The 16,769-nt window shown below is 39.7% G+C and carries 13 protein-coding genes; 10 read left to right on the top strand and 3 right to left on the bottom strand.

Annotation, left to right across the window (positions count from 1 at the left end):
- Nucleotides 1-30: 30 nt before the first annotated feature.
- The gene (locus J5A55_RS04275) at nucleotides 31-1,245 is read left to right on the top strand and encodes a uracil-xanthine permease family protein (protein ID WP_004383270.1); all 1,215 of its coding nucleotides are present in this window, start codon (nucleotides 31-33) and stop codon (nucleotides 1,243-1,245) included.
- Here J5A55_RS04275 and J5A55_RS04270 read toward each other — a convergent pair.
- Both J5A55_RS04270 and hemW read right to left on the bottom strand, forming a co-directional pair.
- A complete protein-coding gene (locus J5A55_RS04270; RefSeq protein ID WP_004383269.1) occupies nucleotides 1,242-1,571 on the bottom strand; it encodes a hypothetical protein in 330 nt (109 codons plus the stop codon). The genes J5A55_RS04275 and J5A55_RS04270 overlap by 4 nt on opposite strands.
- 50 nt (nucleotides 1,572-1,621) lie before the next feature.
- Nucleotides 1,622-2,824 (bottom strand): radical SAM family heme chaperone HemW, encoded by a 1,203-nt coding sequence (gene hemW, locus J5A55_RS04265; RefSeq protein WP_004383267.1) that lies wholly within the window; start codon nucleotides 2,822-2,824, stop codon nucleotides 1,622-1,624.
- A gap of 206 nt (nucleotides 2,825-3,030) precedes the next feature.
- Between hemW and J5A55_RS04260 the strand changes: the two genes are divergently transcribed.
- The 7 genes from J5A55_RS04260 (at nucleotide 3,031) to J5A55_RS04230 (ending at nucleotide 10,761) form a co-directional block, all read left to right on the top strand.
- Nucleotides 3,031-5,193: an elongation factor G gene (locus tag J5A55_RS04260; protein ID WP_004383265.1), complete on the top strand. Its 2,163-nt coding sequence runs from the start codon at nucleotides 3,031-3,033 to the stop codon at nucleotides 5,191-5,193.
- A 521-nt stretch (nucleotides 5,194-5,714) separates the two neighbouring features.
- A complete protein-coding gene (locus tag J5A55_RS04255) occupies nucleotides 5,715-7,277 on the top strand; it encodes a sensor histidine kinase (RefSeq protein ID WP_004383262.1) in 1,563 nt (520 codons plus the stop codon).
- Nucleotides 7,278-7,302: 25 nt separating this feature from the next.
- Nucleotides 7,303-8,010: a response regulator transcription factor RprY gene (gene rprY / locus J5A55_RS04250; RefSeq protein WP_004383261.1), complete on the top strand. Its 708-nt coding sequence runs from the start codon at nucleotides 7,303-7,305 to the stop codon at nucleotides 8,008-8,010.
- Nucleotides 8,011-8,439: 429 nt separating this feature from the next.
- The gene (rpsF, locus tag J5A55_RS04245; RefSeq protein ID WP_004383260.1) at nucleotides 8,440-8,784 is read left to right on the top strand and encodes a 30S ribosomal protein S6; all 345 of its coding nucleotides are present in this window, start codon (nucleotides 8,440-8,442) and stop codon (nucleotides 8,782-8,784) included.
- Between the two features lie 2 nt (nucleotides 8,785-8,786).
- Nucleotides 8,787-9,056, top strand: a complete 270-nt coding sequence (rpsR, locus tag J5A55_RS04240) for a 30S ribosomal protein S18 (protein ID WP_004353605.1) — start codon at nucleotides 8,787-8,789, stop codon at nucleotides 9,054-9,056.
- Nucleotides 9,057-9,071: 15 nt separating this feature from the next.
- Entirely contained in the window at nucleotides 9,072-9,599 is a 528-nt protein-coding gene (gene rplI, locus J5A55_RS04235) for a 50S ribosomal protein L9 (protein ID WP_004383259.1), read from the top strand.
- An 88-nt stretch (nucleotides 9,600-9,687) separates the two neighbouring features.
- The gene (locus J5A55_RS04230) at nucleotides 9,688-10,761 is read left to right on the top strand and encodes an AAA family ATPase (protein ID WP_004383258.1); all 1,074 of its coding nucleotides are present in this window, start codon (nucleotides 9,688-9,690) and stop codon (nucleotides 10,759-10,761) included.
- Between the two features lie 85 nt (nucleotides 10,762-10,846).
- On the opposite strand, the gene J5A55_RS04225 is transcribed toward J5A55_RS04230, so the two are convergent.
- Nucleotides 10,847-12,394 (bottom strand): Gfo/Idh/MocA family protein, encoded by a 1,548-nt coding sequence (locus J5A55_RS04225; protein WP_004383257.1) that lies wholly within the window; start codon nucleotides 12,392-12,394, stop codon nucleotides 10,847-10,849.
- 820 nt (nucleotides 12,395-13,214) lie between these two features.
- On the opposite strand from J5A55_RS04225, the gene fabD reads away from it, so the two are divergent.
- Entirely contained in the window at nucleotides 13,215-14,102 is an 888-nt protein-coding gene (gene fabD / locus J5A55_RS04220) for an ACP S-malonyltransferase (protein WP_004383256.1), read from the top strand.
- An 81-nt stretch (nucleotides 14,103-14,183) separates the two neighbouring features.
- Nucleotides 14,184-16,346: an alpha-amylase family glycosyl hydrolase gene (locus tag J5A55_RS04215; protein ID WP_004383255.1), complete on the top strand. Its 2,163-nt coding sequence runs from the start codon at nucleotides 14,184-14,186 to the stop codon at nucleotides 16,344-16,346.
- The last annotated feature ends 423 nt before the right edge of the window (nucleotides 16,347-16,769 follow it).

The raw sequence follows: 16,769 nt of genomic DNA, 5'->3' as shown, positions 1-16,769 counted from the left end.
TAGTGTATATTCATATTAATCAATCAATACATGGATAATTTAAAACTATCACCAGTGCGGAAAACTATAGTGGGAGTGCAATTCCTTTTTGTAGCTTTCGGTGCTACTGTTCTCGTCCCTTTGCTTGTTGGGCTTGATCCAGCAACAGCGTTATTCACAGCAGGTATAGGAACTTTTATCTTTCATTTGGTTACGAAAGGTAAGGTTCCTATTTTTTTAGGTTCATCATTTGCCTTTATCGCACCAATCATTGCTGCTTCAAAGCAATGGGGAATGCCCGGTACATTGGCAGGAATAGCAGGAGTCTCTCTCGTTTATTTTGTTATGTCAGCCTTAATTAAATGGCAGGGAAAGAAACTATTAGATAAGTTATTTCCTCCAGTCGTTATTGGACCAGTAATTATTTTAATTGGTTTGTCATTATCGACATCGGCTGTTGATATGGCAAAGACGAATTGGTTATTGGCATTTGTTTCATTAGCTGTAGCTGTGAGTGTATTGTCTTTGGGGCGTGGTTTAATGAAACTTGTACCTGTTATCTGCGGTATCATTTGTGGTTATATCGTTGCTATTTGTATGGGAGTTGTTGATTTCTCACATGTCGAGGCAGCACCATGGTTGGCTTTGCCTCCTGCCTTGTCAGACTTTCATCTTCCACAATTCGCTTGGGAACCATTCCTCTATATGATTCCTGTGGCTATTGCACCAGTGATAGAGCATGTGGGCGATATTTATGTAGTTAGTGCTGTTGCAGATAAGGACTTCACTGCCTCTCCAGGATTACATCGCACAATGTTAGGTGATGGTTTGGCTTGTTTGGCTGCTTCTTTCTTTGGTGGACCTCCAGTTACAACTTATAGTGAGGTAACAGGAGCGATGAGTATTACAAAGGTAACACACCCACAAGTAATTCGTATTGCTGCTGCAACAGCTATTGTATTCTCGGTTATTGGTAAGTTGAGTGCTCTCTTACAGAGTATTCCTGCAGCCGTGTTAGGAGGTATTATGTTATTGCTCTTTGGTACCATCGCTTCTGTAGGTATTCAGAACCTCATTCAGCATAAGGTTAACTTCAACCGTACTCGCAATATCATAATAATATCCATTACGTTGACAATGGGTATTGGAGGAGCCGTACTACAATGGGGTAGTTTCTCGATCAGTGGTATCGGACTATCGGCAGTCGTTGGTGTTATCCTGAACCTATTGTTACCTCCAGCAAAGGAAAAGAAAGTGCAAGACTAATGATTGCGTAAGGATTCGCGATATTGTTGTTTTATCTTGCGCTCTAAGTCCTCCAATGTCTTTTTACTAGTAAGCATGCTTTTGATAAGGCGATAGCCAAGCCATATAATGACCATGCCTACAAGTGCTATAAGATATTGGAGGATTATATTGTTCACCAGCCCTTTTGTAAAGTTCTCACAAATAACGAATCCTATTATGAAGATGATATAATCTATCATTCCCCAGCTATTATAGCTTTTGGCAATGCGTTGATATTCTTCATTGTTAGCGAGAACATCATTTCGGTTCTCCGCCCATTTCTTTTCAAATTCTTCGTTAGTCATCTTTCTAATATTATGTGTTAAATGCTATTGATGATATGGATATGTAAGGATTAAATCTTCATTAAATCACTCATGATGGCATCACTAACATATATTCCATTATGCGTAAGATGTAGCCATCCATCATCTTCTTTTAGTAAATTCTGTTGTATTAAAGGTTTCGCAAGCCGCATGAGATAGTCTTGATAAGGCTCTGAAAGTGTAGATAATTGCAATCCTTCCCGGGTGCGGAGAGCCGTCATTATCATATCATTATAATGTGTATCCTCATCTATAAATTCTTCTTCATAAGGACGTTTGTTGTCCTTTAATGCAGAAATATAGGCTTTGATATCTGCTACATTCCAACTTCTTTTACTGTTGTTATAAGAGTGGGCTGCAGCACCAAGTCCAATATAGGGTACATTATGCCAATAAGAACTATTGTGTAAAGAGCGGAAAGGACTTTGGTCTCTGCCCTTTGATGTTTGACCTTTGAAGTTTGATCTTTGAGGTTTGAGTTTGGCAAAGTTGCTAATCTCATAATGCTCATATCCTGCCTGTGTAAGACCATTGATGAGTAGATCATACATTTGGCGATAAAGTTCATCATCCATTTCTTTTACCTTCCCATTCTTTAATAGCTGATAGAGTGGAGTACCTTCTTCGTACATAAGACTATAAGCAGAAAGGTGTTCAACGTTTAGTTGGATAGCTCTATCAATGTCCGACTTCCATTCATTCATTGTCTCGTTTGGGAATCCAAACATAAGATCAATAGATATATTATGAATTCCGATTTTACGTAATCTTTTTATTGCAAGTTCAACTTCATCTGCCGTATGCCTTCTATGTAAGAAACGTAGACGTTCATCCGAGAATGTCTGAACACCCATAGATATTCTATTGATAGGTAACTTTTGTAAGTCACGTACAAATGTATCTGTTACATCGTCTGGGTTACACTCCATAGTTATTTCTAAAGGACTATTATTCTTATTCCATGTTATGTGAAATGCCTTTTTGATGGTTGAGAATATCTGTTGTAGACTCTTATATGTTAATTGCGAAGGAGTCCCCCCTCCTAAATATATACTCCTTATAGGTTCATCTAGTTCGTTCGCCCGAAGCTGCATCTCATTACAAAGAGCATTTACATATTGTTCTTCTATTGTAAGTCCGTTATCCTTTTGCCTTGTTGGAATAGTAGAATAAAAACCACAATATATACAGCGACTTGCGCAGAAGGGAACGTGAACATATAAGCCTGCCATGATTCTGATGTTGTGTTATATATAATGTAATGCTGTGGGAAACATTGCAAATGTACTAATAAGTTTTAAAAAATAACGCCTTTTGAGTAAAAACTTTTGGTGCTTTCATAGGAAATGGCTACCTTAGGCGACTGAAAATAAGAGCTAAGGCTCATAACCTAAAAGCAAATTATAAGTTTATTACTAATAGCTTAAATCTATCGGATATGAGGGTATATCAGACAAACGAAATTAAGAACATTGCCTTAATTGGCAGTGCGGGTAGTGGCAAGACAACTCTTGCCGAAAGTATGTTATTCGAAGCTGGTGTTATCAAGCGGCGTGGTACGGTTGAAGCTAAGAACACGGTTAGTGACTATTTCCCAGTAGAACAAGAGTATGGTTACTCGGTGTTCCCAACTGTTGTCCATGTTGAATGGAACAACAAGAAGCTAAACATTATTGATTGTCCAGGTAGTGATGACTTTATTGGTGGTGTTATCACTGCTCTTAATGTTACCGATGAGGCTGTCATTCTTATTAATGGTCAATATGGACCAGAGGTTGGCACACAGAATAACTTCCGCTATACAGAGAAACTCAAGAAGCCTGTTATCTTCTTGGTAAATCAACTTGATTCTGATAAATGCGACTTCGATAATCTTATTGCAAGTATGCAAGAGATCTATGGCTCGAAATGTGTTCCAGTACAATATCCATTAGAGACAGGACCAGGGTTTAATAGTCTGATTGATGTTCTGTTGATGAAGAAGTATAGCTGGAAGCCTGAAGGTGGAGAACCAATCATTGAGGATATTCCTGCCGATCAGATGGATAAGGCTATGGAACTTCATAAGGCACTTGTTGAGGCAGCAGCAGAGAATGATGAAGGGTTGATGGAGAAGTTCTTTGAAGAAGAAACACTCTCTGAAGACGAGTTGCGTGAGGGTATTCGTAAAGGACTCATTACACGTTCTATATTCCCAGTCTTCTGTGTATGTGCTGGTAAGAGTATGGGTGTTCGTAGATTGATGGAGTTCTTAGGTAATGTCGTTCCGTTCGTTGACGAAATGCCTAAACTACATAACACACGTGGTGAAGAGGTCGCTCCGGATTCTAAAGGTGCAGAATCACTCTATTTCTTCAAGACGGGTATGGAACCACATATCGGTGAAGTAAGTTACTTTAAGGTGATGAGTGGTTGTGTGAAGACGGGTGATGATCTCACTAACTCTGATCGTGGTTCAAAAGAGCGCGTTGGACAGCTTTATGCTTGTGCGGGGGCTAACCGTATTCCTGTTGATATGCTAAATGCAGGTGATTTGGGTTGTATGGTGAAGTTGAAGGATGTTAAGACTGGTAACACTCTCAATGGTAAGGGGACAGATCAGCGTTTCGACTTCATTAAATATCCTAATTCAAAATACTCTAGAGCTATCGAGGCTAAGAGCTCACAAGAGACAGAGAAGCTCATGGCAGCATTATTAAAGATGCACCAAGAGGATCCGACGTGGGTTATTGAACAAAGTAAGGAGTTGAAACAAACAATTGTTCATGGACAAGGCGAGTTCCATCTTCGTACTTTGAAGTGGCGTTTAGAGAACAATGAGAAGCTACAGGTAACCTTTAAAGAACCTAAGATTCCTTATCGTGAGACGATAACTAAGCAAGCAAAGGCAGAGTATCGCCATAAGAAACAGAGTGGTGGTGCTGGTCAGTTCGGCGAGGTTCATTTGATTGTCGAGCCATACGCAGAAGGAATGCCTGATCCAACAACCTATAAGTTCAACGGACAAGAGTTTAAGATGAATATCAAGGGACGTGAAGAGCGTGATCTTCCTTGGGGTGGAAAGCTCGTGTTTATCAATTCTGTTGTCGGTGGTGCTATTGATGCTCGTTTTATGCCTGCTATATTAAAAGGTGTCATGGATTGTATGGAGCGTGGACCATTAACGGGTAGTTATGCGCGTGATGTTCGTGTGATTGTCTATGATGGTAAGATGCACCCAGTTGACTCTAACGAACTTTCTTTCACTTTGGCAGCTCGCCATGCTTTCTCTGATGCCTTCAAAGCTGCTGGTCCAAAGATTCTTGAACCTATTTATGACTTGGAAGTCTACGTACCAGGTGACTATATGGGCGATGTGATGAGCGATTTACAAGGACGTCGTGCCATGATCATGGGTATGGATTCAGAAGCAGGCTATCAGAAGTTACAGGCAAAGATTCCTCTAAAAGAGCTTGCTAACTATAGTATTTCTCTCAGCTCCCTCACTGGTGGTAGAGCTAGCTTCACAACTAAGTTTGCTAGTTATGAGCTTGTTCCTAATGATCTTCAGCAGAAGCTAATTGCAGAGCATGAGGCAGAAGTAAAGGACGAAGAAGAATAGCATAATCATTTTAAGGTTAATAGAGTAATCCAAAGGGTGCGTTCACTCTTATTTTGTAATGATGAGAGTGTAATGTGCCCTCTTTTGTGCACTCTATTATTGCTTAGTTTTACTTTAACTTAAGGTTCTTTTGGCATTTAAGTTAAAGTATGATAGATGTTTAATTTAAAGTATTCTTATGTCTTTATCTTGGCTTGCTTATACGTTAATATGTCTCTTTATCCTTTCTCTGTGGATAGAGGAAGTGTCGTTCTTGATTACTTACTTATAGTATTTACTTAACATTTAATCTTATTGTCATTTCCTTAGTCCTCCTCTTTATACAATGATTTTGATACGCTTGACAATCATTAATTATATATTCTCAAAAATGTTAATTAATTAAAATCGCATTCTATTAATTAACGTTTATGTGTTAATGGATTAATAAAATATTATCTTTGCAATCGTGAACATCGTAGTAGAGCTGTAGTCTGAATATACTTCTGGGATCGCAGCATACACGAATAGAAGTAATAATAATGAAGAAGAAGACAATTTGGATTATTGCAGTAATCATGGGATTATCATTCCTAGGCTTACTTCTACTCCAACTCAATTACATAGAAGAAATGGCTGAGATGAAGAAAGAACAGTTTGACGAATCAGTCAATCGTGCTCTTTATCAGGCTTCTCGGAATATGGAATTGAATGAGACCCTTCGTTATTTAGAAGATGATGTAAATAAGAAAGAACGTAAGCAGTCGGAACAACATTCAACTTCAAAGGATAATTCCGTTGCTACACATCAAACTCTAGCAGTAGATAGTCAAGGCGATGCATATACATCTTTTGAAGCGAAGTTATTACAATCGAAGCCATCATTGACCCCTAAGGCAATGATTCTCCGTAATGATAGTAATTCGCTTTCTGCTACAAAACGTAACATGCAAGAGATTGTTCGTAATCGTTATGTCTATCAGAAAGCAATGCTTGAAGAGGTTGTATATAATATACTTTATTCAGCATCAGATAAGCCTCTAAAACAACGTATTAACTTTAAATTGTTAGACCAAGATTTAAAGGCGGAGATGATGAATAATGGTATTAACATCCCCTATCATTTTACGGTTACAACGCAAGATGGTCGTGAAGTCTATCGTTGTCCAGATTATGTATCGGATGGGGAAGAGAATACTTACTCACAGGTGTTATTCCGTAATGACCCAGTGAATAGAATGGGAGTTGTGAAGGTACACTTCCCTGAGATGAATAATTATATCTTCTCTAGTATTCGTTTTATGATACCTTCAATCATCTTCACGTTTGTATTGTTGGTAACTTTTATCTTCACTATTGTAACGATCTTCCGTCAGAAGCGTTATAGTGAGATAAAGAACGATTTTATCAACAATATGACACATGAGTTGAAGACACCTATTGCAAGTATCTCTTTGGCGGCACAGATGATGAACGACAAGAGTTTGGAAAAGTCTCCGAAGATGGTGGAACACTTGGGCGGTGTAATCAATGATGAGGCTAAGCGCCTTCGTTTCTTAGTTGAGAAAGTATTGCAGATGAGTATGTACGATAGAAAGAAGGCAGTACTAAAGAAGAAGCATACGGACTTAAACGAAATGGTTGAAACTATTGCACACTCATTCGCACTGCGAGTAGAACATACTGGTGGTAAAGTCTATACGGAGATTGAAGCTGTTGATTCAACCGTGTATGTTGATGAGATGCACTTCCAGAATGTGATATTTAATCTCTTGGATAATGCTGTCAAGTATGCAAAGCCAGACGAACCATTAAATGTCTATTTGAAGACATGGAATACGAATGAACACCTTTATCTTTCTGTGCGTGACACAGGTATGGGAATAAAGAAAGAAAACTTAAAGAAGATCTTTGATAAGTTCTATCGTGTACATACAGGTAATAGGCATGATGTAAAAGGATTCGGTTTAGGTTTAGCTTATGTAAAGAGAATGGTTGATTTACATAGTGGTGAGATTAAAGTATTAAGCGAGTTTGGTAAGGGAACTAAGTTTATTATAAAACTTCCCGTAATTCGTGATGAAGAAATAGAAGATGAAGTATAAAAATAAACATTAAAAGTTATAGATTATGGATGATAAGTTAAAGATTTTATTGTGTGAAGATGATGAGAATCTCGGAACACTATTGAGTGAATATTTACAGGCAAAAGGCTTTCAAGCTGACCTTTGCCCAGATGGTGAAGTAGGCTATAAGGCTTTCTTGAAGAATAAGTATGATATTTGTGTACTTGATGTGATGATGCCAAAGAAAGATGGATTCACACTAGCACAAGAGATTCGCCAGGCAAATGCGGAAATTCCTATTATCTTCCTTACAGCAAAACAACTGAAAGAAGATATACTTGAGGGCTTCAAGATTGGTGCAGATGACTATATCACCAAGCCTTTCTCTATGGAAGAACTTGTTTTCCGTATTGAGGCTATTCTTCGTCGTGTAAAGGGAAAGAAGACGAAAGAATCTACTATGTATAATATTGGTCGGTTTACTTTCGATACACAGAAGCAATTGTTGACATTAGATAATAATCCAGAGAAAGTAACTAAGCTTACTACGAAAGAGAATGAATTGCTAGCTTTGTTGTGTGCTCATTCTAATGAGATACTCCAACGTGATTATGCCTTAAAGACCATTTGGATTGATGATAATTACTTCAATGCTCGTTCAATGGATGTGTATATCACAAAGCTCCGTAAACACTTGAAGCCAGATAATCAAATAGAGATTATTAATATTCATGGTAAAGGCTACAAGCTTATTGTGCCAGACGAAGATTGAGAACTGTTGGTTAATGACACATTAACTATTTAATAGGAGTAAGTAAAAGTCCAATAGGAATCTTCATAATATGCAATCCTATTGGGCTTTGCTTTTTGTTATCTAATGGTTGCTTGAATTCAAGGTAAATCAAGTTTGTTACCTTTTATAAATACAATAGTTCCACCAATGATCAATATCAAACCTGAGAATAATAGAGTATTCCTTTGAAAGGAAATAATGACATGTATTGTAAATAAGAGAATGCCAATGATGATGGCAATAAGACCTAAATATTTGATATATCTTCTCATAACGAACCTGTAATTATGCTATACGATGAGCAAAAGTACTAAAATTATTTGGTCAATTGCATGGAAAGTAGTACTTTTGCGTTGCATTTGCGTATGCAAGGTGCATTTTTAATTCATTTTATATATTTAAAGTAGTATGAATCAATACGAAACCGTTTTCATTTTGACTCCCGTTTTATCTGACGAACAGATGAAGGAAGCGGTCGCTAAATTCAAGACACTGCTCACTGATAATGGTGCTGAGATCTTGAACGAGGAGATCTGGGGTCTGAAGAAGTTGGCTTACAACATTCAGAAGAAGTCATCAGGCTTCTACGCATTGTTAGAGTTCAATGCAGAACCATCAGTTATTAACACTCTCGAAACCGGCTTCCGTCGTGACGAGAAGGTTATTCGTTACATTACCGTTAAGCAGGACAAGTATTCTGCAGCATACGCAGAGAAGCGTCGTGCTAAATGGGCAGCTAAAAAGGAGGCATAATTATGGCAGAGCAGAAATCAGAGATCCGTTATTTGACAGCTCCTTCTATCGACACAAAGAAGAAGAAGTATTGCCGTTTCAAGAAGAGCGGTATTAAGTACATCGACTATAAGGATGGTGAGTTCTTGAAGAAGTTCCTTAACGAGCAGGGTAAGATCCTTCCTCGTCGTATCACAGGTACTTCATTGAAGTATCAGCGTCGTGTGGCACAGGCTGTTAAGCGTGCTCGTCAGATTGCATTACTTCCATACGTAACCGATTTGATGAAGTAAAAAGGAGGTCAATAGATGGAGATTATATTAAAAGAAGATATTATCGGTCTTGGATACAAGAACGATATCGTTAATGTAAAGAACGGCTACGGTCGTAACTATCTCATTCCAACAGGTAAAGGTGTTATCGCATCTCCTTCAGCTAAGAAGCAGTTGGCTGAGAACTTAAAGCAGCAGGCATCTAAGCTTGCAGCTCTTAAGGCTGAGGCAGAGAAGAAGGCATCACAGTTGGATGGTGTAGAACTTGTTATTGAAACAAAGGTATCAGCTACTGGTGTAACTTACGGTTCTGTTAATGCAGCAACTGTAGTTGAAGAGCTTGCAAAGCGTGGTATTGAGATTGATCGCAAGATTGTCACAATGCACGATATGAAGAAGGTAGGTACTTCTGAAGCTACTGTACACTTCCACAAGGAGGTTGAGGTTAAGATTCCTGTAACTGTTGTTGCAGAGAACCAGCCAGCACCTGCTGTTGAGGAGGCTCCAGTAGAGCAGCCTGCAGAGGCACCTGTTGCAGAGGAGGAAGCTCCAGCAGCTGAGTAATTCAACAAATGACATTTTGCACTGTAAAGCAGTAATGTTAGATAATAGTCCCTTTCACTTCCGGGTGGAAGGGATTTATTAGTTTATTATGAAACGAATAGTACTTACCGGCGGACCTTGTGCCGGAAAAACGACAGCACTTGTCAAGATTATCGAGCATTTCTCCAGTCTCGGTTACAAGGTGTTTATTATTCCTGAAGTGCCAACGCTCTTTAGCCAAGCAGGTATGGATTACCTTACGGATAATCACGCTTTCTTTTATGAAGGAGAGAAAGCGACACTAGAAATGCAGCTTGCTTTGGAGGATAAGTTTACGCGGATAGCCGAAACAATTACTACTCCAACCATCATCGTTTGTGATCGTGGAACGATGGATATTTCTGCTTATATGAAACCAGAAATGTGGGATGAGATTACGGCTGGCGTTGGAACCTGTTCGGAGAAGTTACGTGCTAGATATGATGCGGTACTTCACCTTGTCAGTGCTGCTGATGGTGCAGAACAATTCTATACCACGGCTAACAATGCGGAGCGTACAGAAGGATTGGAGCTTGCACGTGAACTTGATAAGAAAGTCATTCAAGCCTGGTCAGAGCATCCTCATCTGCGTGTAATCAACAACCACGAGAACTTTGACACAAAGATCAATCGTGTTATTCAAGAGATATCGAATGTGCTTGAGATTCCGCAGCAGATTGTAGAAGAACGTAAATATATTGTTCGCTTAACAGGTGAGATTCCTGATGCTATAGAAAGTGAGATTATTCAAACTTATCTCACCTCCGACCCACGTAGTGAGGTGCGTCTTCGTCGTCGTACATTGAACGGCGTTTCTGTTAATGTTCGTACAACGAAAAAGACCTTAGCAAACAATGCACAGGTAGTTACCGAGCGACAGATTGATAATAACCTCTATGAATCCTTAATGCGTCAAGCCGACCCTTATCGTCAGTCAATCCATAAGATTCGTAAAACCTTTATATGGCGTGGTCAATTCTTTGAGCTTGATACCTATTTATCTCCAATGCGCAATCTTCAGATACTTGAGACGAAAGGCATTGTTGACCATGAGGATGTCAACTTCCCTCCCTTTATCGAGGTTGTAGAAGATATTACAGGTAAGACAGAATATTACAATTACAACTTAGCCTTGAGAAAGTAAGAGGTTAAGTTGAGCATAACTTAAAAAGGTGCCGTAACTGAGTTATCAGTTGTGGCACCTTTTCCGTATATCTAAGGTCTAAACCTTATTTCTTCTTTGCAGCTTTATCAACCTTCTCCCAATACTTCTTACCCTTTTCTTTTAGTTGGTTCGTAAAGGCAATGGCATCAGCATTAGCTTGTGCCTCGTCAGCAGGAGATGCGTAAGCATGACGGAAGCCCTTAATCTTATTCCATTCACCACGTGTAAAGTCAGGTACTTCCACAGGGATATTACCATTATCCATAGAGATAGAACCTAACTCGGCTAGACAGCACCATTCAGCTAAGTCGTACACATCAATATCCAATGGCAAGCCGTTCTGTAAGCAATAAACTAGACGTGAATCCATAATGAAGTCCATTCCGCCATGACCACCAACTTCCTTCGCTTGTTTCTCATACTTTGTGATGATAGGACTTTCGTTCGCCTTCTCCAAAGCTTCTCTATCTTTCGCTGATAAGTAGCTGTGCCCCGATAAGTCATCTGCTGAAGGGGTTACACCTGCTTTTGCAAGCTCTTGAGACGATAAAGCATAGCCTTCAACAGGATATTTATTAGCGAATCCCTTTGTACCAGTCAACTGATACATACGATTGTAAGGCTGTGGAGTCATTACGTTATGAATAATCTCAATCACCTTTCCATTCTCTGTGCTGATCAGCGTTGTGGTTTGATCACCATTGCGGAACTCCTTACAAGGCTCACCGCTCATTTGTTCAACGTGCATCTTACCATTAACAGACTTTGTATCCATTGCTATAAGCGTCTTCATACGATCGCCACGGTGAATGTCTAACACTTGTGCAATAGGACCTAAGCCGTGAGTAGCATATACATCACCACGGAACTTCTGGTTGTAATCCAATCTCCAGCCTAACTTATCCTCTTTATCCTTCTTCCAATAAGCATTCCAGAACGGAGTAAGGTCGTGGCGATAAGCTCCTTGTACATAAAGAATCTCACCAAAGATACCTTTCTGAGCCATGTTTAAAGAGTTCAACTCAAAGAAGTCATAGCAGCAGTTCTCAAGCATCATACAATGTAGACGATTCTTCTCTGATAATTCGATGAGTTGCCATATCTCTGACATATTCATCGCTGCAGGAACTTCTATTGCAACGTGCTTACCATGTGTCATTGCTTCTTTTGCAACCAGGAAGTGATGTTTCCAATCAGGTGCAATATAAACAAGGTCTATATCTTTGCGCTTACACAATTCTTTGTAACCATCTTCGCCCGAATAAATATCCGCAGCAGGCATACTAGCCTTACGTAAATATTGCTGACACCTTTCTGCACGATCCTTCTCAAAGTCACACAACGCCATAACTTGTATTCCAGGGATATGCGTCCATCGTTCAACGGCACCTGGACCACGCATACCAAGTCCAACGAAGGCTACACGTACAACCTTCATCTTTGGTGTTGCAAGGTTTAAAACACTTTGCTCACCAGCAGGACGGGTAGGAACCTCTGTGACAGCTTTTCCGTTAACAATCTTGTAAGGCCAATTGAATTGTGCTAAAGCATTCGTTGGTAATAAGAAACTGCCTGCAATGAGTATTGCAGCAAATGTCTTTTTAATTCTCATAGTTTGGGTTTTAATTTATTGATTATTGGTTTTTAATTATAATTGCATGGCAAAGATACTGAATATTAATAAGACATGAAAATACTTTGCAGTTTAATTTCGTAAATAAGTTGTATGCTCGCCCCGCAATATGAGATAGAAGCATCGGACTTATAGTTACGCTCACTACCTTTACATATAATGAAGTGAATCGTCTTTATATTGGAAGTACTTCTTTATACACGTTTGTATAGTCTATTATACAGACGTGTATAACCAATTATACAGACGTGTATAACCAATTATACAGACGTGTATAATCAATTATACAGACGTGTATAATCAATTATACAAACGTGTATAACCAATTATACAAACGTGTATAATTTATTATACAAACGTGTAGAGAAGAGATTATTAACTTAAAGTACCTTCGTACTTTAAGTATAAGTACAATCGTACTCTAAGTTAGAGGTCACTTGTACTTTAAGTATAAGTACGTTTGCACTTTAAGTTATACGTCATTCGTACTTTAAGCATAATAGTAAGTGCGCTATGAATTAGAGAGTTATAGTGTTTAAATTCATGCTTACTTAAACTTATAGAGTATCATCGAACCCGAGTTCTTCTTGCAGTTAAATCCATGGTTTATGCTATGTTTCTATCGGCTTTAGTAAGCTGCGCTTGCCTTGATCAGTTGGATAGACCTATGTGCGTATCGTCTACAGCTTATGCCTATTTAATATATATGCTTTGGTTTTAGGGCGTAATTCTTCATTATCTATTTAATTTTCTGTACCTTTGCACTCACAAAGTATTAATAATTAAAGCATAAAATAAGATGAAAGCATTTGTATTCCCTGGACAGGGATCTCAGTTTGTTGGGATGGGTAAGGATCTTTATGAGAACAGCCCATTGGCAAAAGAATTATTCGATAAAGCAGATGAGATTCTTGGTTTCAAGATCACAGATATTATGTTCGCAGGCACTGATGACCAACTAAAGGAAACGAAGGTAACTCAACCAGCAGTATTCCTTCATAGTGTAATCTCTGCCCTTTGCTTAGGTGACGAGTTTAAGCCAGATATGGTAGCGGGTCATTCATTGGGTGAGTTCTCTGCTCTTGTTGCTGCGGGTGCATTAAGTTTCGAGGATGGTTTGAAGTTGGTTGCAGCTCGTGCTAACGCAATGCAGAAGGCATGTGAGCAGAACCCTGGTACTATGGCTGCAATTATAGGCTTGCCAGACGAGAAGGTTGAAGAGATTTGCGCTCAAGTGTCAAAGGAAGGTAAAGTTTGTGTAGCAGCCAACTTTAACTGCCCTGGTCAGTTAGTTATTTCAGGTTCTGTTGACGCTATCAACGAGGCATGCGAGTTGTTAAAGGAAGCAGGTGCTAAGCGCGCATTACCATTGAAGGTTGGTGGTGCTTTCCACTCTCCATTGATGCAGCCAGCTAAAGACGAATTGCAGGCAGCTATTGAGGCAACTAAATTCAATGCTCCAAAGTGCCCAGTTTATCAGAATGTAGATGCATTGCCGCATACCGATCCAGCCGAGATTCAGAAGAATTTGATAGCTCAGCTCACCTCAAGTGTACGTTGGACGAAGAGTGCCCAGAACATGATTGCTGATGGTGCTGATGAGTTCATCGAGTGTGGACCTGGTAAAGCATTGCAGGGTATGCTTGGACGTATTGACAGAAATGTTAATGCTCACGGCATAGCTTAATACTATAGCTAATAGTCCCTCTTCTTAACCTCTCCTTGCTTTAGGAGCGATACGGAAGAGGGACTTTTGTTTATCCATTGTATGAAAACTAAATTAGTTATCTATCAAGTCTTCACTCGTACTTTCGGTAATAAGAACCTTACGAGAAAGGAGAACGGTACATTAGCAGAGAATGGGGTAGGGAAGATGAATGACTTCGACGAGTCGGTACTTCGTCGCATTCATGACTTCGGTGTCACTCATCTTTGGTATACTGGTGTTATCCGTCATGCAACGTGTACTGATTATTCTTCTTTCGGTATTCCTTGTCAGAACCCACGAGTTGTAAAAGGATGCGCTGGTTCCCCATACGCCATTACTGATTATTATGATATTGACCCTGACATTGCGGTTAATGTTGATGAGCGCATGGCAGAGTTCGAGGCTCTTATTAGTAGAACACATGGTGAAGGACTGAAAATGTTCATCGACTTCGTGCCTAATCATGTTGCACGTCAATATAAGAGTATAGCAAAGCCGCAAGGAGTGAGTGATTTAGGAGAAGGCGATGACTTAGGGAAGCATTTTGATTCACAAAACAACTTCTATTACTGTCCGGGTGAAGCACTCGACCTGTCTGGGGTAGCCGAGAATGAATATGCACACGGAGCGGAGCCTTACCATGAATATCCAGCCAAGTGCACGGGTAACGATCGCTTCGATTCGCATCCACAGCAGAATGACTGGTATGAGACGGTGAAACTCAATTATGGAGTAGACTATTGTGATGCTGGTGGGCGTAGTTATCATTATCATCCCATTCCTTCTACTTGGAAGAAGATGACTGAAATACTCCTCTTTTGGGCAGCTAAAGGGATTGATGGTTTCCGTTGTGATATGGCGGAGATGGTACCACACGAATTCTGGTCATACGCCACACAACAGGTCAAGGAGCGATATCCTGACGTGATATTCATCGGAGAGGTATATGATCCTAACCAGTATCGTATGTATGTTGAGTCTGGCTTTGATTACTTATATGATAAGGTGGGTATGTACGATTGCATACGTGGTGTCATCTGTGACGAGCGTCCGGCTTCTTCTATCACGCACGAGTGGCAGCAAGTTGACGATATACGCGACCACATGCTTTACTTCCTAGAGAATCATGATGAGCAACGCATTGCCTCCAACTTCTTTGCTGGTGACCCGTGGAAAGGAGTGCCGGGCATGATTGTTTCCGCATTGCTCCAGCAAAATCCAGTTATGGTTTATGCAGGGCAAGAGTTTGGCGAGCGGGGTATGGATAAAGAGGGCTTCTCAGGACGTGATGGTCGTTCAACCATCTTCGACTATTGGACGAGTGAAGCTATTTATAAAGGTTTCTTCAATCACGAGGAACTTACAACAGATGAGAAGAGATTATCATTGGTCTATCAAGGTCTGCTTCGCTTCTGCAATCGCGAGAAGGCAGTGCGTGAAGGATTGACATTCGACCTCATGTATGTTAATAATCAAAGCTATCAGTTCAACCCTCGCAAACAATTTGTCTTCTTGCGCAAGGCTGACGATGAAGTGTTACTCGTTGTAGCGAACTTCGATCAGAAACGTGTGCAAATCAATGTTACAATTCCTGCTCATGCCTACGACTTCCTTGGTTTACCAGAGCGGGAAGTAGAGATGACCGATTTGCTTTCAGGTTTTACGAAGATGGTAGAACTGAAACGAGATGGACAGGTTGCCTTAGATGTCGAGGCAAATTATGGTAGGATATATAAGTTTAACGTAAAGGAGAAGCCCATGGACTATGTATTGAATACGCATAACAAGGAGGAATTCCCACCGGCTCATACAGCAGAACATTTATTGAATCAAGTCATGGTTCGTATGTTTGGGGCGGAGCGTAGTAATAATGCACATATTGAACGAAAGAAGAGTAAGATGACATTCATCCTTGATCATAAACCTAATCGTAAGGAAGAGAAGGCTATTGTTGATGAGATGAATCGCCTTATAGCAGAGGATTTGCCAGTAACGTTCGAAATGGTTGATAGGAATCATATTCCTGAAGGAGTGAGCTTGGATAAGCTACCAGATGATGCTTCCGAGATGTTACGACTTGTGCGAATAGGCGACTTCGATGTGTGCCCTTGCATTGGTAAGCATGTTCGATCAACGAGTCAGATAGGTCGCTTTGAATTGTTAGGTACTAATTGGGACGAATCAAAACATGCCTTCCGTATTCGGTTTAAGGTTGTTGTATAGAAAACTCTCACTACCACTATAAGGATGTGACAAGTTAATCAACCCTCGAAAGTCAAACAAATGACTTTCGAGGGTTTCCTATGAATGGGAAAAAGAGATGTCAGAGGTACGCTGATGCTGTTTGATAGATGTTTAGGCAAATGCTAGTAATACGATATTCAAACGTGTAGGGATGTATTTATGAACCTTCAATTACTTGTTTGTTATACTTATATGCGGGCTCCGTATTAAATTTATACGGATCTTGTTATATTTTTATGCGTATTGTGTATTTACGGAATACGTATGTTTTTATATTATCTAAGTCTGATAATTAATTATCAGACTTAGATAAAGTATTATCAGACTTAGATAATTAATTATCACGCTTAGATAATAGAATTACGCACGTACAAAAAGAATGCAGAGCATATAGAAAAACAA

It is taken from the genome of Prevotella veroralis (assembly GCF_018127765.1).
GTDB lineage: Bacteria > Bacteroidota > Bacteroidia > Bacteroidales > Bacteroidaceae > Prevotella > Prevotella veroralis.
Note: the sequence above shows the minus strand (reverse complement) of the source record. Positions and strands in the feature narration are given on the sequence as shown.